The sequence below is a fragment of the uncultured Jatrophihabitans sp. genome, assembly GCF_964251945.1.
Lineage (GTDB): Bacteria > Actinomycetota > Actinomycetes > Mycobacteriales > Jatrophihabitantaceae > Jatrophihabitans.
On sequence record NZ_CAXULP010000003.1, the window covers coordinates 83,380 to 101,900 of the forward strand.

Sequence of the window (18,521 nt, forward strand, 5' to 3'; positions counted from 1 at the left end):
GGGCAGGTCAGTCATCGGTTCCTCCCGGTGGCAGGGTCGCCGACGAGGCGAGTGGCGCTGCTGGTTTCCCCACGCTGACGGCGGCGAGCTCGCGCGGCGGCTTCGGCACGAGGAGATCGAGCGGCGGGATCGGGAAGGTCTCCGGCTGCAGTCGGTCGTCCTCCTCGTCCGCCGCGCGCTCGCCGGCGCGCTCGGCCCGGGACTTCTCCCAGATCATCAGCCCGGGCACCACCACGATCAGCAGCACGACGGCGGCGGGCACCGCGATCGCGCGCCACCACTCCCAGCCGCGGTCGCGCAGCACGTGCACCGCCGTGATGGTGAGGATCCAGACCAGGTTGATCGGGATGAGCGCCTTCCACCCGAACGACATGAACTGGTCGTAGCGCAGCCGGGGCAGCGTGCCACGCAGCCAGACGAACATGAAGATGCCGGCGACCACCTTGCCGGTGAACCACAGAATCGGCCACCAGCCGGCGTTCGCGCCGTGCCACAGCGACAGCGGCCAGGGCGCGCGCCACCCGCCGAGGAACAGCGTCGCGGCGAGCGCGGACACGGTGACCATGTTGATGTACTCGGCGAGGTAGAACATCGCGAACTTGAACGAGGAGTACTCGGTCTGGTAGCCGCCGACCAGCTCGGACTCGGCCTCCGGCAGGTCGAACGGCGCGCGGTTCGTCTCGCCGACGACGGCGATCGCGTAGACCGCGAACGAGACGAACAGCCCCAGCACATTCCACTCGTGCCGCTGCTGGAACACGATGCCCGAGGTGGACATCGTCCCGGAGAACAGGAACACCGCGACGAGCGAGAGGCCCATCGCGACCTCGTAGGAGATCATCTGCGCCGCCGAGCGCAGGCCGCCGAGCAGCGGGTACGTCGAGCCGGACGACCAGCCGGCCAGCACGATGCCGTAGACGCCGAGCGCGGAGCAGGCGAACGTCACGAGCACGCCGACTGGCAGGTCGGTGAGCTGCAGCAGCGTGTGGTGGCCGAAGATCGACACCTCGGGCCCGAACGGGATCACCGAGAAGGCGACGAACGCCGGCACCGCAGAGATAATCGGCGCGATGAAGTACACCGGCTTGTCCGCGAGGACGGGAATGATCTCTTCCTTGAACGCCAGCTTCAGGCCGTCGGCCAGCGACTGCAGCACGCCCCACGGACCCGTGCGGTTCGGGCCGATGCGGTTCTGCATGCGGCCGACGATCTTGCGCTCGAACACGATCGAGAACAGCGTCATGACCAGCAGGAACACGAAGACGCCGAGCACCTTGATCAGGATCAGCCAGAACGGCAGGGTGCCGACGTCGGGCACGTTCTGCCCGGACGCGAGAAGTGCGCTCACTGGCCGCCTCCTTGGTTGCTGCCGCTGGTGCTGTCGCCGTTGAGGCTGCCGTTGATGCCCACGACGGGCGGCGCCTCGGACGCGGTGAGGCGCACCGTGGAGCCGGCGACCGCGCCGAGCGTGGCCCGCACCGCGGCGGCGCGGGCGTTGGTCGGCAGCCAGACCACGCCGTCGGGCAGCGCGTCGATCTCGGCCGGCAGCACCAGCACGCCGGCGTCGGTGCTGACCGCGAGCAGCTCGCCGTCGGCGACGCCGACCTGCTCGGCGGTGGTCAGGCTCAGGTGCGCGCGGACCGGCTTCGCGGTGCCGGCGAGGTGCTCGTCGCCGTCCTGCAGCCGGCCGGCGTCGATCAGCTCCGGCCAGGTGGCCAGCAGCGCCGAACCCGCGGCCGGCGTCGGCACCGAAGCTGCCGCCACCCTCGGCGCAGGCGGCCGGCTGCCGTGCACGCCGAGCGCGAGCAGCTCGGCCCGGGCGGCGTCGACGGTCGGCAGCTTCAGGTCGATGTCCATCTCCTCGGCGAGGGCGTTCAGCACCCGTCCGTCGGAGAGCGCGCCGGTGCCCTTGATCACGAGCTCGAACGGGCGGCGTCGACCCTCCCAGGTGACGTACCGGCCGGCCTTCTCGGCGGCCGGCGCGACCGGCAGCACGACGTCGGCGCGCTCGGTCACCGCGCTGTGCCGGATCTCCAGGCTGACGACGAAGCCGGCCGTCTCGAGGGCCTTCGCCGCCAGCGTCGGGTCGGCGAAGTCGGCCGGATCGACGCCGCCGACGACCAGCGCGGCCAGCGAGCCGTCGGCGGCGGCGGCCAGGATGCCGTCGGCGCCACGGCCCGGCGTGGTGGGCGCCGCGGCGCCCCACGCGCGCTCGACCTCGGCGCGCGCGGCGGCGTCGGCGACGGGACGGCCCCCGGGCAGCAGGTTCGGCAGCGCGCCGGCGTCGATCGCGCCCCGCTCGCCGGCGCGGCGCGGCACCCAGACGAGTTTCGCGCCGGTGCTCGTCGCCAGCGCGGCCGCGGCGCTGAGCGCGCCCGGCGAGGTGGCCAGCCGCTCGCCGACGAGGATCAGCGCGCCGTCGGCGCGCAGCGCCGTCGTCACAGCGTCGGGCAGCTCGCCGAGCGCGACGCCCTCGGCGCCCGGGACGCATGGCAGCAGCGCGCCGTTCAGCTTCTGCAGCCCGTTCGAGGCTAGCGCGGCGATCGACCAGACCTGGCACAGGCCGGCCTGCCGCGCGGACTTGCGCAGCCGCAGGAAGACGATCGGCGACTCCTCTTCCGGCTCGAGGCCGGCGAGCAGCACGGCCGGGGCGCTCTCGAGGTCGGCGTAGGAGACGTGCGCCGGCGTCACCCCGGCGACGAGCGCGGCGAGGAAGTCGAGCTCCTCGTCGCTGCCCGGCCGTGAGCGCTCGTCGATGTCGTTGGTGCCGAGCGCGACGCGGGCGAACTTGGCGTAGGCGTAGGCGTCCTCTTCGGTCAGCCGGCCGCCCGGCAGGACGCCCACCCCGCCGCGGTCGGCGGCCTCGGCGAGACCCTGCGCGGCCCGCTCAAGCGCGTCCGGCCAGTTGGTCGCGACGAGCTTGCCTGCCTCGTCGCGCACCAGGGGGGTGATGATGCGGTCGGCCTGCTCGGCGTAGTGGAACGCCCAGCGGCCCTTGTCGCAGTTCCACTCCTCGTTGACGTCCGGGTCGTTGCCGGCGAGGCGCCGGGTGACCTTGCTGCGCCGCCAGTCGGTGCGCTGCGCGCAGCCGGAAGAGCAGTGCTCGCAGACCGAGTCGGTGGACTGCAGGTCGAAGGGGCGCGCGCGGAACCGGTACGACGCGCCGGTCAACGCGCCGACCGGGCAGATCTGCACGGTGTTGCCGGAGAAGTAGGACTGGAACGGGACCTCTTCGCTCGTCCCGATCTGCTGCTGCGGGCCACGCTCGAACAGGTCGATGAACGGGTCGCCGGCGATCTGCAGCGAGAACCGGGTGCAGCGCTGGCACAGCACGCAGCGCTCGCGGTCGAGCAGGACGTTGCTGCTGATCGCGATCGGCTTCGGGAAGGTGCGCTTCGCCTCGCGGAACCGGCTGTCCGCGCGGCCGTTGCTCATCGCCTGGTTCTGCAGCGGGCACTCGCCGCCCTTGTCGCAGATGGGGCAGTCGAGGGGGTGGTTGATGAGCAGCAGCTCCATCACGCCCTGCTGCGCCTTGTCTGCGACGACGGAGGTCAGCTGCGTCTTCACGACCATGCCGGGCATGACGGTGGTGGTGCAGCTCGCGGCCGGCTTCGGCATGCCGCGGCCGTTGCCGAGGTCGGTGACCTCGACCAGGCACTGGCGGCAGGCGCCGGCCGGGTCGAGCAGCGGGTGGTCGCAGAAGCGCGGGATGGAGATGCCCAGCTGCTCGGCCGCGCGGATCAGCAACGTGCCTTTGGGCACAGAGATCTCGAGCCCGTCGATCGTGACGGTGATCAGGTCTTCTTTCGGCGGCGCCTGAGTCATCGCTAGTGGGCTCCGGCCAGGGTGCGGGCGCCGGTTCTGGTGAACGGGCAGCCGTGGTTGTCGATGTGCGCCTGATACTCGTCGCGGAACAGCTGGATCGACGACGACACCGGGCTGGTCGCGCCGTCGCCCAGCGCGCAGAACGAGCGGCCGAGGATGTTGTCGGACAGGTCGAGCAGCGTCTCCAGGTCCTCGGCGGTGCCCCCGCCGCGCTCGAGCCGGTCGTAGATGCCGACGTACCAATACGTGCCTTCGCGGCAGGGCGTGCACTTGCCGCAGGACTCGTGCTCGTAGAACTCCGACCACTTCTGCACCGCGCGCACGACGCAGTCGTCCTCGTCGAAGATCATCAGCGCGGACGTGCCGTTCAGCGAGCCGGCCTTGGCCGCGGCGTCGAAGTCGAGCGCGACGTCGAGCTGGTCGCGGCCGAACATCGGCGTCGACGAGCCGCCCGGCGTCCAGAACTTCAGCTCCTTGCCGCGGCTCATCCCGCCAGCCAGTTCGAGCAGCTCGCGCAGGGTGGTGCCCATCGGCGCCTCGTACTGCCCGGGCCGGGCAACCCGGCCGGACAGCGAGTAGATGCACGGGCCGGGCGAGCCGTCCGGGCCCATCGCCTTGAACCAGTCGGCGCCGCCCAGCACGATGTACGGCACGCTCGCCAGCGTGCCGACGTTGTTGACGACCGTCGGCGCGTCGTAGAGGCCGTTCGTCGCGGGGAACGGCGGCTTCAGGCGCGGTTGGCCGCGCCGGCCCTCGAGCGAGTCGAGCAGCGCGGTCTCCTCGCCGCAGATGTAGGCCCCGGCGCCGTTGTGCACGGTGACCTGCACGTCGAAGCCGCTGCCGAGGATGTCGGCGCCGATATAGCCCTTTGCCCGCGCCTCGTTGACGGCGGCGGTGACCCGGCGGATCGCGTGCACCGCCTCGCCGCGGATGTAGATGAACGCGTGCTCGGCGCGCACCGCGTAACAGGCGATGAGGATGCCCTCGAGCATTGAGTGCGGGTCGTTCATCATCAGCGGCATGTCCCGGCAGGTGCCCGGCTCGCCCTCGTCGGCGTTGACGACGACGTAATGCGGCTTGCTCGGCTCGCCGGCCTTGGCCTGCGGGATGAACTGCCACTTCATGCCGGTCGGGAAGCCCGCGCCGCCGCGGCCGCGCAGGTTCGACTCCTTGACCAGGGCGATCAGCTCGTCCGGCGCCATCGCCAGGGCCTTGCGCAGGCCGGCGTACCCGTCCAGCCGCTCGTAGTTGTCGATCTTCCACGGCTGGTCGGTGCCGAACCGCTTCGTCAGAACCGGGGTGAGACTCACTTCGCTTCCTTCCCCGCGGGCTTGGCCGGGTTCGCGCTGTCCGAGCCGGAGGTCTGCAACGGCGCGTCGTTCTGGCTCGGGCCGCCTGCGCTGCCGCGCGACTCCGCGTCGGCGGACGACGCCGAGCCCGAGTCGTTCGACCCGACTGCGTACGAAGGCGCCGTGTCGCCGCGCTCGATCGCCAGCTTGACGCCGACCTCGGTGCCGACGCCGCTGCTCACGGCGTCCGGCGCGAACGGGTCGACACCGGCGAGATCGTCGTGGAAGCCGGCGATCTGCCGCTCGATCTGCTTGAACGTGCACAGCGGCGCGCCGCGCGTCGGCAGCGGCCGCTCGCCCGACTGCAGCTGGCTGACGATGTTGCGCGCGGAGCCGATGGTCTGGTTGTCGAAGAACTCGTAGTTGACGGTGACGACCGGCGCGTAGTCGCACGCGGCGAGGCATTCGGCGTGCTCGAGGGTGATCGAGCCGTCCGGCGTCGTCTGATTGTGGCCGACGCCGAGGTGCTCTTTCAGCGCGGCGAAGATGTCGTCGCCGCCGAGCATCCCGCACAGTGTGTTGGTGCAGACGCTGACGAGGTACTCACCGGTGGGCGAGCGCTTGTACATCGTGTAGAACGTCGCGACGGCGGCGACCTGGGCCTTGGTCAGGTTCAGCGTCTCGGCGCAGAACGCGATGCCGTCCGGCGTGACGTGGCCCTGCACCGACTGGACGAGATGCAGCAGCGGCAGCAGCGCCGAACGGCCCTGGCCGACGGGGTAGCGCGAGATCAACTCGGCCGCTTCGAGCCGGGTCTGGTCGCCGAACACGCTCGAGTCGCCGGGGCGCTCGAGGTTGATGACCGACGTGCGGAAGTTGCTGCGCCCACTGACGTCGCCGGCCGCGCTGGTGGCGAGCTCGGGCGTCGATTCCGTGGTGGCGAACGGCTCCAGCGAGAAGTCCGGCATCAGCGGTCCACCCCGCCCATGACCGGGTCGATCGAGCCGACCGAGGCGATGACGTCGGAGATCATGCCGCCGATCGACAACGCCGCCGCCGACTGCAGGTTGATGAAGGACGGCTCGCGGAAGTGCACCCGGTAGGGCCGGGTGCCGCCGTCGCTGACGACGTGCGCGCCCAGCTCGCCGCGGGGCGCCTCGACGGTCGTGTAGACCTGCCCGGGCGGGACGCGGAAGCCCTCGGTCACCAGCTTGAAGTGGTGGATCAGCGACTCCATCGACCCGGCCATGATCTTCTGCACGTGCTCGAGGGAGTTGCCCATGCCGTCCGGGCCGAGCGAGAGCTTGGCCGGCCAGGCGATCTTCGGGTCGTCCACCCACACCGGGCCTGGCTCGAGCCGTTCGAGCGCCTGCTCGACGATGCGCACCGACTGCTCCATCTCATCGACGCGCACCAGGAAGCGCGCGAAGCAGTCGCCGGCGTCCTGCGTCGGGACTTCGAAGTCGAAGGTCTCATAGCCGAGGTAGGGGTCAGTCTTGCGCAGGTCCCACGGCAGCCCGGCCGCGCGCAGCATCGGGCCGGTGACGCCGAGCGCGATGCAGCCCTCGACGCCGAGCCAGCCGACGTCCTTGAGGCGGTTGATCCAGATCGGCTGGCCGGCGAGCAGCCGGCGCAGGCCGGCGATCTCGCCGCGGATCTCCCGCGCCCACTCGCGGATCTTGGTCTCGGCGCCCTCGGGCAGATCCTGCGCGACGCCGCCGGGCCGGACGTACGCGTGGTTCATCCGCAGCCCGGTCACCAGCTCGAGCACGTCCAGGCAGCGCTCGCGAGCGCGCAGGCCGTTGGTCATCGCGGTGAGCGCGCCCATCTCCATGCCGCCGGTGGCGAGCGCGACGAAGTGCGAGGAGACCCGGTTGACCTCCATCAGCAGCAGCCGGATCAGCTGCGCGCGCGGCGGCGCCTCGACGCCGAGCAGCTTCTCGACGCCGAGGCAGTAGACCGTCTCGTTGAAGATCGGGCTCAGGTAGTCCGCACGGGTCAGGAAGGTGACGCCCTGCGTCCAGGTGCGGAACTCGACGTTCTTCTCGATGCCGGTGTGCAGGTAGCCGATGATCGCCCGCAGGTCGGTGACGGTCTCGCCCTCGAGTTCGGCGACCAGCCGCAGCACGCCGTGCGTGGACGGGTGCTGCGGGCCCATGTTCAGCACGATCCGCTCGTCGTGCTCGGGATCGAGCCCGCCGGCGATCTGGTCCCAGTCGCCGCCGGTCAGGTTGAAGACGCGGCCCTCGGTCGTCGGCCTGCTCGGCGCGTAGTTGCCGCTGTCACTCACTTGTAGGCCCTCCGCTCGTCTGGCGGTGGAATGGTCGCGCCCTTGTACTGGACGGGGATGCCGCCCAACGGATAGTCCTTGCGCTGCGGGTGGCCGTCCCAGTCGTCCGGCATCAGGATCCGGGTGAGCGCCGGGTGGCCGTCGTAGATGATGCCGAACATGTCGTAGGTCTCGCGCTCCTGCCAGTCCGCCGTCGGGTAGAGCGTCGTCAGCGACGGCACGTGCGGGTCGTCGATCGGCGCCTCGAGTTCGAGCCGGACGGTGCGCCGGTAGGTCATCGACGTCAGCTGGACCACCGAGTGCAGCCGGTTCACCGAGCCGAGGTAGTCGACGCCGGACACGCTGGCACACAGCTCGAAGCGCAGCGACGGGTCGTTGCGCAGCGCGGCGGCGACGCCGAGCAGGTGCTCGCGGGCGATGTGCAGGGTGAGCTCGCCGCGGTCGACGACGACCTTGCGGATGGCCGCGGCGGCCTGCGGGTACGCGTCGTGCAACGCGTCGACGAGATCGTCGAAGTACCCGCCGTAGGGGCGTTCGGCGGCCGGCGGCGTCCACGGCTCGCGAACGAGGCCCTGGAAGCCGGACGTGTCGCCGCTGCCGGCGACGCCGAACATGCCCTGGCGCCGGGTGCCGTAAGGGGAGTCGACTCCGCTGCCCACCTCGTAGGTCGAGCGGGCCATGTCGGCCGCGGACTGCTCCGGCGCGGAGTCCTCCGGGATCGGCCGCTCTTCGGGCCCGGTCGGGTTGGTAGAACCGGTCGGGTTAGCGGGACCGGACATCAGCGGCCGTGCTTGTAGGACGACGGGACGAGTTCGACGTTCTGGCCCTCGAGGCGCTTCGCGCGCTTCGGCCCCAACGGCTCGTTCATGATCTTGTGGTGCAGCTTGAGGATCGCGTCGATGAGCATCTCCGGCCGCGGCGGACAGCCCGGCAGGTACATGTCGACCGGCACGACGTGGTCGACGCCCTGGACGATCGCGTAGTTGTTGAACATCCCGCCCGAGCTCGCGCACACGCCCATCGCCAGCACCCACTTGGGCTCGGGCATCTGGTCGTAGATCTGGCGCAGCACCGGGGCCATCTTCTGGCTCAGCCGGCCGGCGACGATCATCAGGTCGGCCTGCCGCGGCGAGGCGCGAAAGACCTCCATGCCGAAGCGCGCGGAGTCGAAGCGCGGGCCGCCGAACTCCATCATCTCGATCGCGCAGCAGGCCAGGCCGAACTGCACCGGCCACAGCGAGGATTTGCGCGTCCAGTTGACGAGCTTCTCGACGGACGCCAGCAAGATGCCGTCGGGGAGTTTCTCTTCTAAGCCCATGGAAACTCAGTCCCAATCCAGGCCGCCGCGCCGCCACACATAGGCGTACGCGACGAACACCGAGCCGATGAACAGGATGACCTCGACGAGGCCGAACAGGCCGAGCGCCCGGTTAGCGATCGCGTAGGGGTAGAGGAAGATCGTCTCGATGTCGAAGACGATGAACAGCATCGCGGTGAGGAAGTACTTGACCGGGAAGCGCTGCGGGCCGAGCGGCTGCGGGGTCGGCTCGATGCCGCACTCGTAGAAGTCGAGCTTGGCCTTGTTGTACCGGCGCGGGCCGGTGAACGGGGCGATCGCGACGGAAAACAGCGCGAACCCGAAGGCGAGCGCGAACAGCAGCACGATCGGCAGATACGGCGCGAGCATCTAGCGCACTACTCCCTCGTGATGTCCTTCGTGATGGCTCGGGTGATGTCCTCGGCGTCGATGCGATTTCACAGGCTAGTCCGGCGGTTCGCGGACCCTGTTGGTAAGGCTTCCCTTAGCCCGAATCCCGCCGCCCGCGCGGGCGATGGCGTGCTCATCGCACCGGCGGGGTCAGCCGGGTCAGCACGGTGATCACCCGGTCGGACAGGTCGCCGTCCTTCGGGTCGGTGAGGTTCGCGAGCAGCTTCAGCACGAAGCGCATCAGCGCCGGGTGCGGCAGGCCGTGCCGGGTGCAGGCCTGCATCACCTTCGGGTTGCCGATCAGCTTCACGAACAGCCCGCCGAGGCGGTAGTAGGCGCCCCACTCGTCGGCCATCCGCTTGGGATAGCCGACGAGCGCGGCCTCGCGGGCCGGGCCGTCGGGCCGGGCCAGCGCGTCGATCGCGGCCTCGGCGGCGAACTTGCCGGACTCCATCGCGTACGGGATGCCCTCGCCGTTGAACGGGTTGACCGAGCCGCCGGAGTCGCCGACGAGCAGCAGGCCGCGCAGGTAGTGCGGGGTGCGGTTGAAGCCCATCGGCAACGCGGCGCCGCGGGTGGGGCCGATCGCGTTCGCCTCGCGCAGCCCCCACTCGGCCGGCGTGTTGTCCAGCCAGCGGGCGAGCATCGCGCGGTAGTCGGTCTTCTGGAACCCGGTGCTCGAGTTCAGCACGCCGAGCCCGGCGTTGACCGTGCCGTCGCCCATGCCGAAGATCCAGCCGTAGCCGGGCAGCAGGTCCGAGGCGTTCGGCTTGCCGTCCCACAGCTCGAGCCAGGACTCGAGGTAGTCGTCGTGGGTCTTGGGGCTGGTGTAGTAGCGGCGGACGGCGACGCCGAGCGGCCGCTTGTCGTTGCGGTGCACGTCCAGGCGCTGCGCGAGCTTGCCGGACACGCCCTCGCAGGCGAGCACGAGCGGCGCGCGAAACGCGACCGGTCGCTTGTCGGCTGTCCTGCCCTGCACGCCGACGACCCGGCCGGCCGAGTTGAGCACGGGCTCGGTCACGGTGGTGTGCTCGTAGAGGCGGGCGCCGGCTTTGACCGCCTGCTCGGCGAGCATCGCGTCCAGGTCGGCCCGGGGACGGACGAGGCCGAACGGCGGGAACGACGTCAGCTCCGGCCAGTCCAGGTGCAGCCGCTGGCCGCCGCCGATGACGCGCAGGCCGCGGTTGTGCAGCCAGCCGTTGGACTCGCTGACGTCGATGCCCATGTCGATCAGCGCGCGAGTGCCGCGCGGGGTCAGGCCGTCGCCGCAGACCTTCTCGCGGGGGAACTCGGTCTTCTCGACGAGCGCGACGTCCAGGCCCGCGCCGGCCAGCCAGTAGGCGGCGCTGCTGCCGGCCGGGCCGGCGCCGACGACCACCACGTCGGCGCGCTCGTCGTCGCCGGGGACCCACGACTGCGGGCGCGTCTGCGGGCGCGTCTCGGCGGTCGTAGCCGACATCGCACGCTCCCTGCTGGCGCTCCGGGAAGGTTTGTGAACGGCTTCACGAGCTGTCCGCAGGCGAGTCTATGCCTAGTGGCGCGGCGGTCGCCCGGCGCCCGATTCCGGCGGTTCCGGCCGCCCGCCTGGTGGGGGTGCGGGGGTGATTTGCTCTGCTCATTCCGAGTAAGCGCGACCCCGGGCCGGGGTGCCGCGACGCGACTTCGCCGCCGGCTGCTCACTCAGGATGAGCAGAGCAAATCAGCTGCGGGATAGGGCCAGCTGAGCTGGGCGGCGCGGCCAACAAGGGGGCCCCCGCCGGCTAGCGGACCGCGAGCAGGTCGATGACGAAGATCAGCGTCTGGCCCGAGAGGCGATGCCCGCTGCCGGCCGCGCCGTACGCCTTGTGCGGCGGGATCGTGAGCTGCCGCCGGCCGCCGACCTGCATGCCCGGAATGCCCTCCTGCCAGCCCTGGATCAGGCCTTGCAGGGGGAACTCGATCGACTGGCCGCGGTTCCAGGACGCGTCGAACTCCTCGCCGGAGCCGAACTCGACGCCGACGTAGTGGACCTCGACGGTGTCACCGGGCGAGGCCTGCGCCCCGTCCCCGACGACGATGTCCTCGATCTGCAGGTCGGCGGGCTCGGCGCCCTCGGGACGGTCGATGACGGGCTTCTCCAACGGCATTCCCTCATCGAACACGACGCCCGGCGGCGGCGCCGTGGCACCCTGGGCCACCGTGCGCATCCACGACGCGCGGCTGGTCGAGCTCGACCCCGCGGTGCTCTACCGGATCCTCGCCCTGCGCGTCGACGTCTTCGTCGTCGAGCAGGCGTGCCCGTACCCGGAGACGGACGGCCGCGATCTGGAGCCGGCCGCCCGCCAGCTGTGGATCGAACGCGACGGGGCGGTCGTCGCGACGCTGCGCCTGCTCGTCGACCCGGACGGCGCCGCGCGGATCGGCCGGGTCGCCACCGCCGTCGACGCCCGCGGCGAAGGCCTCGCGGCGCGGCTGATGGACCGCGCGCTCGAGCTCTGCGCCGGGCGCACCGTCGTGCTGGAGGCGCAGTCCCACCTGCGCGGCTGGTACGCGCGGTTCGGCTTCGCGCAGGGCGGAGCCGAATACCTCGAGGACGGGATCCCGCACGTGCCCATGCGCCGCGCGCCCGCGCCGACAGCCGCACCCGCACCCGCACCCGCAGACGGAGCCGGCACGAGCTGACCCGGCGCCTGCGGTATGGTCCGAGGCCACGATCAGGTCTCGCCCCCTAGTGACGCCGGAGATCCGCGCGTGTCCGACGCACCGTCCCGCCGCCTCGATGACAAACAGCCCCTTGTGCCCCGCTGATGCCCGATCGAGCCCCGAAGCCACGGCGACGCCGTGGCCTACGTCGGCTGCTGATCGTCGTGTTGGTGCTGGTCGTGCTGCTCGCGATCGCCGACCGGGTGGCCGCGAAGATCGCCTCGACGGAAGCGGTCAGCCAGATCGTGCAGGGCAGCCAAGGTCTTGCCACGAAGCCGACCGTTTCCTTTGGCGGCTTTCCGTTCCTGACCCAGGTCATCGCCGGCAGGTACACCGACGTCAGCGTGGGAATCGACGGGCTCACGCCCCCGAACTCGGTCCGGATCCAGCGGATCTCGGCACACCTTCTCGGCGCGCACGTGCCACTGTCGACGCTCATCCATGGCACCGTGTCGACGATCCCGATCGACCACGTCACCGCGAGCCTGGCCTTTCGGTTCGCCGACCTGAACGCCTTCCTGGCGAACCAGCCGGGGCATCTGAAGCTGTCCTGGAAGAGCGGCGCCGTCCAGGTCAGCGGCCGCTTCGTCGCGGCCGGCGAGGCGATCAAGGTCAGCGGATCGACCACGCTCGGCGTCGCCAACGGCGGGCTGGTCATCACCCCGACATCGCTGCATGTGACGGGCGGCGGCACGCTCGGCGATCTGGCGAGCCTGCTCGGCGGCTCGCTGTCGGCGTTCCCGCCAGTGCCCGTTCCACTTCCCGGCCTGCCATTCCATCTTCGCCTGACGGCGGTGCACAGCGCCGCCACGGGGCTGGCGGCGTCCGCGGCCGCGAACGGCCTCGTGCTCGACGCGGGGCGGACATGACCCGGCGCGCGAGCGATGCCGCCCCGAGCGACCTGGGCATGGGCCGGCCCGTGAGCGCCGTGAATCCCGTCGACCTGGATCCCGTCGACCTGGACATGCGGCCGCACCCCGAGGGCGGCTGGTACCGCGAGACGTGGCGGCATGAGGCCACCGTCGACACGCCGCGCGGGCCGCGGCCGCTGAGCACCTGCGTCGCCTTCCTGCTCGAGCCCGGCCAGCGCTCGGCCTGGCACCGGGTCGCCTCGGCCGAGTTGTGGCTGTGGCAGGGCGGCGGCCCGCTGTTGCTCACGGTCGGCGGCTTCGACGACGCGCCGGTGCCCGGCTTCAGCTGCGAACTGCGCGCCGGCGGGCAGTACCTGGTGCGCCCGGACGAGTGGCAGAGCGCGGCGCCGGCCGGGGGCGAGGCAGTGCTCGTGGCCTGCGTCGTGTCCCCCGGGTTCGACTTCGCGGACTTCACCCTCGCCGCCGGAGACGCCGCCGTCACCCTCGCCGCGGAAGACGCCGCCGCCGGCGCGCCAGTGCGTACAGAGCCGGCATGAATGCGCGCCGCGTCGCCGCTGCCGCCGCCACGGCGGCGACCGTCGTCGCGCTCGCCGCGGCCGGTTCGCTGGCGGTCTCCGCGCCTGCGGCTGGCGCCGCGCCGCAGACCAAGACCGTGCTGCGCGCAGGTCAGGTCCTGCGGGCCGGCGACCGGCTGGTGTCTGCGCACGGCCGCTACGCCGCGGCGCTCACCCGCGGCGGCCGGCTCGCCGTCAGCAACTCGGCCGGCCGGGTGGTCTGGCAGACACCCGCGGCCGGCGCCGGCGCTCGGCTGAATGTCGGGTCGCGCGGCAGCGTGGCGCTCAGGCGCGGCAGCGTCGTGGTCTGGTCGACCCGCAGCACGGGCGCCGGCCGGCACGTCGAGCTGCGAGTCGCGGACACCGGTGTGCTCGCACTGCGCTCCGGGAAGGCACTCGTGTGGTCCAGCCGCACCGGCAACAAATGCCGTGGCACCCACGGCAAGACGATGCGGGTCGACGTCAGCCGGCAGCTCGCCTGGTTCTGTCAGCACGGCCAGCAGCTGCGGGTCACGCCGGTGACGACCGGCGCCAGCGCGCGCGGCGCCGGCACGCCGACCGGGCGCTGGCGCGTGCAGGCGAAGGTGCGGAACACCACGCTCTATCCGGCCGCCGGCGGCGCCTATCACGTGCGCTATTGGGTGCCCTACGACGGCGCGTACGGCGTGCACGACTCCCCGTGGCAGCGCTTTCCCTACGGCTCGGCCAAGTACAAGACACGCGGGTCGCACGGCTGCGTGCACGTGCCCGGCCCGATGATGGCGTGGTTTTACCGCTGGGCGCGCGTCGGCACGACTGTGCTCATCCAGCGCTGAGCCGCTGAGCCGCCTGTGGGAGTCGAACCCACGACCTACGCATTACGAGTGCGTTGCTCTGGCCGACTGAGCTAAGGCGGCGTGCGCCTGCTCGGCGCGACGCCGAAGTCTATCGGGTCGTCCCGACCGCGATCAGCCGCTGGACGGCGGCTGAACCAGCGCGAATGTGGCGCCCTGCGGATCGGCGAGATCGACCTGCCGGCCGTAGGGCATGTCCGTCGGCGGGCGCAGCAGCGTCGCGCCGAGGCCGACCGCCAGCTCGGTCGAGGCGTACGCATCCTCGACCGAGAAGTACACCCGCCAGTGCGGCGGCACGTTCGGCGGCGCCTCCGGCGCCAGCATTCCGATGCCGCCGACCACGTTGCCGTCCACCTCGATCATCGAGTACTGGTCAGTGCCCTCGACCGGCGCGTAGGTGTAGCCGAACACCGCGGAGTAGAAGTCCTTCGCAGCCGCCAAGTCGCGGGTCAGGAACTCGTTCCACACGACTGCGCCCGGCTGGTTGAAGATCTCTTCGCCGATGAACGAGCCGGCCTGCCAGACGCCGAAGAACCCGCCGCCGGGGGCTTCGAGCACAGCCATGTGGCCCAGGCCCATGACGTCCATCGGCGCCGCGAAGACCTTGCCACCGACAGCTTCGACGGCGCCCGCGGTGGCCGCGGCATCGTCAGTCGCCAGGCATGTAGCCCAAAACGGCGGATGGCCCTCGGCGGGCGTCCCGTTGACACCGCACACCGCCCGGCTGTCCGTCGTCGCCCGCGCGTAGTGGCCGGTCTCCGGGCCGCCGACCTCGAGCTGCCAGCCGAACAGGCCGGCATAGAAGTCGCGGGCGGCCGCCGGGTCGGACGTGGTCAGGTCGACCCAACTCGGGGTGCCGGTCGGCCATGGGGTGTCGCGGGTTGGCATCGCATTCTCCAGACGGTCAGGACTTGGTGCTGTCGTAGGCCTTGCGCGACGAGCACACCGCGGCCAGCGCGCAGCTTGTGCGCCGGCCGTCCGCGGCGATGCGCACGACGACCTCCTCGCGCGGCACGTCGTGGCCGATCACCCGGCCCTCGCCGTCCGGTGTCTCGACCTGCTCGCCGACGGCCGGCGCCTGCGCGGCGAACTCGTCGTAGAGCGGGTGCTCGTACTTCAGGCAGCACATCAGCCGCCCGCACGCGCCGGAGATGCGCAGCGGGTTCGGCGGCAGGTCCTGCGCCTTCGCCATCCGCACGCTGACCGGCTCGAAGTCGACGAGGAACGTCGCGCAGCACAGCTCCCGCCCGCAGCTGCCGAGCCCGCCGGTCAGCCGCGCCTCGTCCCGGGCGGACAGCTGTCGCAGCTCGACCCGGCTGCCGAGCGTGGCGGCGAGGTCGCGGACGAGCGCCCGGAAGTCGACCCGGTGCGGGGCGGTGAAATAGATGGTGGTGCGGTTGTCGGCGGCGACGTGGTCGACGCCGACCACCTTCATCGGCAGGTCGTGGTCGCGGACCAGCCGTTTGGCCGCGATCCGCGCGGCCGCCCGCGTCTTGCGCGCGGCCACGGCGTCTTGCTCGTCCTGCTCGCTCGCCATCCCGACCAGGACCGGCAGGCCGCCGACGTCCTCGGACACCCATTGCGGCGCCCACACGACCTGCGCGATCTCGGGGCCGTCGTCGGTGGGATAGCGGACGTGGTCGCCGACCGCCGGCGTGAGTGGTCCCGGGTCGGCGTAATACAGCCGGCCCTGCGGTTGGAACACCACAGCGCACATGAGGCCCACGTCGAGCACGATAGCCGCGCCGGCCACCGGTCGCGCAGGCTCCGGGTCCGCAGCGCTGTTCGCGCCCAGCGGAGCCGGCTTAGCGCGGAGATCAGGGCAGCCGGAGCGCGGCGGTCAGCGCTTCGACCGCGATCCGCGGCTTCACGTTCTGGTCCAGCGCCTCGCGGCAGGCCAGAATCGCGCTGAGCCGCTGCAGCACGCCGGCCGAAGCGACCTGGCGGCCCACCGCGGCGACGTCGTCGGCGAAATCCGGGTGCGCAGGCGCCACCGGCGAGCCGGCCTGCGCCAGCAGCACGTCCCGGTAGAACGCGGCGAGGTCGACCAGCGCGCGGTCCAGGGCGTCACGCTGGGCGCGCGTGGCGCGCGACTTCTGCCGCTTCTCCAACTCCCGCAGCGCGCCCGCGGAGCCGCGCACGGCGCTCGCGACTCCGCGGCCGGTGGCGCCCGCGCCGAGCGCGACCTGCAGCGACTCCGTCTCGCCCGCGTCCAGCTCCGCGGACAGCGCGCCGGCTTCGGCCTCGGCGGCGCCGACGAGGTGGTCGGCAGCCCGCAGGCAAGCCGCCAGCGAGGTGAGCGACGCGGGGATGGCCAGCACCTCGGCGCGCCGGCTGCGCGCGTCGGCGTCGCGGGCCAGCCGGCGCGAGCGCCCGACGTGCCCCTGGCCGGCGGCCGCCGCCCAGCGCGCGGTGTCGGCGTCGACGCCGCCGCGTTCAAGCACCTCGGCCACCGCGTCCGCGGCCGGCGTCCGCAGCGCCACCAGCCGGCAGCGCGAGCGGATCGTCAGCGACACGTCGTCCGGATGCAGCGACGGCGCGCAGAGCAGAAACACCGTGCGAGCGGGCGGCTCCTCCACGGCCTTCAGCAGCGCGTTGGCGGCCTGCTCGGTCAGGCGGTCGGCGTCCTCGATGACGACGACCTGCCAGCGGCCGAGCGACGGGCGGCGGGCGGCGCGGCCGACCACCGCGCGCATCTCATCGACGCCGATCGACAGGCCCTCGGGCACGACGGAGTGGACGTCGGCATGGGTGCGGGCGGCGACGGTCCGGCATGCGGCGCACTGCCCGCAGCCGAGCAGGTCGGACCCGTTCGGATCGGCCGGATCGGCGGGATCGACCGGACCGGCGGAATCGCCCGTATCGGCCGGATCGGCTGAGCGCTCGCACTGCAGCGCAGCGGCGAATGCACGCGCGGCGACCGAGCGGCCGGAGCCGGCGGGCCCGGTGAACAGCCAGGCGTGCGTCATCGTGGCCGGCCCACCGGGCCGGCCCGCGGCGATCTCTGCAGCCGAACGCGCCGCCGCACGCAGGGCGCCGACCGCCTCCGGCTGGCCGATCACCGCGTCCCAGACGCTCATGGCCCGCTTGGTGCTGCGATCCTGTGCCGCAGGCAGGGCCGTGACCCGGAAAACCGCACAGGATCGGCCGCCGCGGCGGCCGGCGGCGGCGGCGGCGTCATCGGTCCACCGCGCTCGCCAGCAGGCTGCGCAGCGCGGCGGCGAGCGGGCCGACGGTGTGCGGGGGCAGCGGTGTGAGCAGCTCGCGCTCGGCGGCGAGCAGCGCCTCGAACGCGCCGTCCACCCGCGCCCGACCCGGGCCGGTGAGCCGGACGCGGACCAGCCGGCCGTCCTCGCGAGCCGCGGCGCGGGTGACCAGTCCGCGGTCGGTGAGACCGTCCAGCCGGCTGGTCATCGTGCCCGACGTGACGTAGGTCCGCGCCGCCAGCTCGCCCGCGGTCAGCTCGAACGGCTCGCCGGCGCGCCGCAGGGCCGCCAGCACGTCGAACTCGTGCTTGCGGAGATCGTGCTGGCCGAAGATCGCGGCCCGCCGCTCGCCGAGGACGCCGGCCAGCCGGTCGAGGCGCGACAACACCTGCAGCGGCCCGACGTCGAGGTCCGGGCGTTCGCGGCGCCAGGCCGTGACGATCTCGTCGACCTCGTCGACCTCGTCGCCGGCAGCGCGCTCGTCCGCCGGCTCAGCCACCTCACCATGCTGTCACATCTCTCGACGTCAAGATGCCGGCGATCGGTGCTCCAACTTGTCCGCGCGTCCTCGGCCGATAGCCCGAGGAAGCGAGGACAACTCGCGGTGGGTGGGTGGCTACGGGCAGTCAGTCGAGCAGCGGTTCCAGCGCGCGGCGCACGGCGGCGGTCAGCTCGTCGGGATCCGCGGCAGCGTCGAGGACGAGGTACCGGCCCGCGTCCGCGGCGGCGAGGGCGCGAAAACCGGCCCGCACCGCGTCATGGAAGTCCAGCGACGCCGCCTCCAACCGATCCGGGGCCGACCGCGCTGCGGCGCGCGCCAACCCGATCCGCGGATCCAGGTCGAGCAGCACGGTCAGCCGCGGCAGCAGCCCGGCGGTGGCCCAGTCCGTCACGACCCGCGCGTCGGGGACCGTCAGGCCGCGGCCGGCGCCCTGGTAGGCGAGCGTCGAGTCGACATAGCGGTCGGTGAGCACCACCGCGCCAGCCGCGAGCGCCGGCCCGACGACGGTCTCGACGTGCTGGGCGCGGTCCGCGGCGTAGATCAACGCCTCGGCGCGCGGCGTCACGGCGCCGTCGGGGTCGAGCACGGCCGCGCGCAGCCGGGCGCCAAGGGCGGTGCCGCCCGGCTCGCGGGTGGCGACGACCTCGTGGCCGCTCGCGACCAGCCACGCTCTGGCCGCGGCGATCTGGGTCGTCTTGCCGACCCCCTCGCCACCCTCGAACGCGACGAACAGCCCGCCAGCCCGCGTCATGTGCGAACG

19 protein-coding genes and 1 tRNA gene are annotated in these 18,521 nt (G+C 72.2%); 4 read left to right on the forward strand and 16 right to left on the reverse strand.

Annotation, left to right across the window (positions count from 1 at the left end; translation table 11 throughout):
- Positions 1-7 precede the first annotated feature (7 nt).
- The 10 genes from nuoH to ACFFBG_RS07870 form a co-directional block, all read right to left on the reverse strand.
- Positions 8-1,318 carry an NADH-quinone oxidoreductase subunit NuoH gene (nuoH, locus tag ACFFBG_RS07825; protein WP_375478147.1) on the reverse strand — a complete coding sequence of 437 codons (1,311 nt, stop codon included), beginning with the start codon at positions 1,316-1,318 and terminating at the stop codon, positions 8-10.
- Positions 1,319-1,344: 26 nt separating this feature from the next.
- Entirely contained in the window at positions 1,345-3,825 is a 2,481-nt protein-coding gene (locus ACFFBG_RS07830) for an NADH-quinone oxidoreductase subunit G (protein WP_375477380.1), read from the reverse strand.
- A gap of 2 nt (positions 3,826-3,827) precedes the next feature.
- Entirely contained in the window at positions 3,828-5,135 is a 1,308-nt protein-coding gene (gene nuoF / locus ACFFBG_RS07835; protein WP_375477382.1) for an NADH-quinone oxidoreductase subunit NuoF, read from the reverse strand.
- On the reverse strand, positions 5,132-6,082 hold the full coding sequence (gene nuoE / locus ACFFBG_RS07840) for an NADH-quinone oxidoreductase subunit NuoE (RefSeq protein WP_375477384.1): 951 nt from the start codon (positions 6,080-6,082) through the stop codon (positions 5,132-5,134). The genes nuoF and nuoE overlap by 4 nt, the downstream gene beginning before the upstream one ends.
- The gene (locus ACFFBG_RS07845) at positions 6,082-7,404 is read right to left on the reverse strand and encodes an NADH-quinone oxidoreductase subunit D (protein WP_375477386.1); all 1,323 of its coding nucleotides are present in this window, start codon (positions 7,402-7,404) and stop codon (positions 6,082-6,084) included. Before ACFFBG_RS07845 ends, nuoE begins: the two co-directional genes overlap by 1 nt.
- On the reverse strand, positions 7,401-8,183 hold the full coding sequence (locus ACFFBG_RS07850; RefSeq protein WP_375477388.1) for an NADH-quinone oxidoreductase subunit C: 783 nt from the start codon (positions 8,181-8,183) through the stop codon (positions 7,401-7,403). Before ACFFBG_RS07850 ends, ACFFBG_RS07845 begins: the two co-directional genes overlap by 4 nt.
- Positions 8,183-8,722, reverse strand: a complete 540-nt coding sequence (locus ACFFBG_RS07855; protein ID WP_375477390.1) for a NuoB/complex I 20 kDa subunit family protein — start codon at positions 8,720-8,722, stop codon at positions 8,183-8,185. Before ACFFBG_RS07855 ends, ACFFBG_RS07850 begins: the two co-directional genes overlap by 1 nt.
- A gap of 6 nt (positions 8,723-8,728) precedes the next feature.
- On the reverse strand, positions 8,729-9,091 hold the full coding sequence (locus tag ACFFBG_RS07860; RefSeq protein WP_375477392.1) for an NADH-quinone oxidoreductase subunit A: 363 nt from the start codon (positions 9,089-9,091) through the stop codon (positions 8,729-8,731).
- Positions 9,092-9,245: 154 nt separating this feature from the next.
- Positions 9,246-10,571: a geranylgeranyl reductase family protein gene (locus tag ACFFBG_RS07865; protein ID WP_375477394.1), complete on the reverse strand. Its 1,326-nt coding sequence runs from the start codon at positions 10,569-10,571 to the stop codon at positions 9,246-9,248.
- Between the two features lie 301 nt (positions 10,572-10,872).
- Positions 10,873-11,238 (reverse strand): FKBP-type peptidyl-prolyl cis-trans isomerase, encoded by a 366-nt coding sequence (locus ACFFBG_RS07870; RefSeq protein WP_375477396.1) that lies wholly within the window; start codon positions 11,236-11,238, stop codon positions 10,873-10,875.
- Between ACFFBG_RS07870 and ACFFBG_RS07875 the strand changes: the two genes are divergently transcribed.
- The 4 genes from ACFFBG_RS07875 (at position 11,216) to ACFFBG_RS07890 (ending at position 14,035) form a co-directional block, all read left to right on the forward strand.
- Positions 11,216-11,773, forward strand: a complete 558-nt coding sequence (locus ACFFBG_RS07875; protein WP_375477398.1) for a GNAT family N-acetyltransferase — start codon at positions 11,216-11,218, stop codon at positions 11,771-11,773. The genes ACFFBG_RS07870 and ACFFBG_RS07875 overlap by 23 nt on opposite strands.
- Before the next feature lie 191 nt (positions 11,774-11,964).
- Positions 11,965-12,663 (forward strand): DUF2993 domain-containing protein, encoded by a 699-nt coding sequence (locus ACFFBG_RS07880; RefSeq protein ID WP_375477400.1) that lies wholly within the window; start codon positions 11,965-11,967, stop codon positions 12,661-12,663.
- Complete coding sequence (locus ACFFBG_RS07885; RefSeq protein WP_375477402.1) at positions 12,660-13,202, forward strand: cupin domain-containing protein; 543 nt, start codon at positions 12,660-12,662, stop codon at positions 13,200-13,202. Before ACFFBG_RS07880 ends, ACFFBG_RS07885 begins: the two co-directional genes overlap by 4 nt.
- Complete coding sequence (locus tag ACFFBG_RS07890) at positions 13,199-14,035, forward strand: L,D-transpeptidase family protein (RefSeq protein ID WP_375477404.1); 837 nt, start codon at positions 13,199-13,201, stop codon at positions 14,033-14,035. The genes ACFFBG_RS07885 and ACFFBG_RS07890 overlap by 4 nt, the downstream gene beginning before the upstream one ends.
- Positions 14,036-14,042: 7 nt before the next feature.
- Here the strand turns inward: ACFFBG_RS07890 and ACFFBG_RS07895 are convergent.
- From ACFFBG_RS07895 to tmk, 6 genes are all read right to left on the reverse strand, one after another.
- A tRNA-Thr gene (locus tag ACFFBG_RS07895) sits at positions 14,043-14,116 on the reverse strand.
- 51 nt (positions 14,117-14,167) lie between these two features.
- Positions 14,168-14,941: a VOC family protein gene (locus ACFFBG_RS07900; protein ID WP_375477406.1), complete on the reverse strand. Its 774-nt coding sequence runs from the start codon at positions 14,939-14,941 to the stop codon at positions 14,168-14,170.
- 16 nt (positions 14,942-14,957) lie between these two features.
- A complete protein-coding gene (locus tag ACFFBG_RS07905) occupies positions 14,958-15,806 on the reverse strand; it encodes a stage 0 sporulation family protein (protein WP_375477408.1) in 849 nt (282 codons plus the stop codon).
- Between the two features lie 64 nt (positions 15,807-15,870).
- On the reverse strand, positions 15,871-17,133 hold the full coding sequence (locus ACFFBG_RS07910) for a DNA polymerase III subunit delta' (protein ID WP_375477410.1): 1,263 nt from the start codon (positions 17,131-17,133) through the stop codon (positions 15,871-15,873).
- 97 nt (positions 17,134-17,230) lie between these two features.
- A complete protein-coding gene (locus ACFFBG_RS07915; protein ID WP_375477412.1) occupies positions 17,231-17,758 on the reverse strand; it encodes a MarR family winged helix-turn-helix transcriptional regulator in 528 nt (175 codons plus the stop codon).
- A 127-nt stretch (positions 17,759-17,885) separates the two neighbouring features.
- Entirely contained in the window at positions 17,886-18,512 is a 627-nt protein-coding gene (tmk, locus tag ACFFBG_RS07920) for a dTMP kinase (RefSeq protein ID WP_375477414.1), read from the reverse strand.
- Positions 18,513-18,521 lie beyond the last annotated feature (9 nt).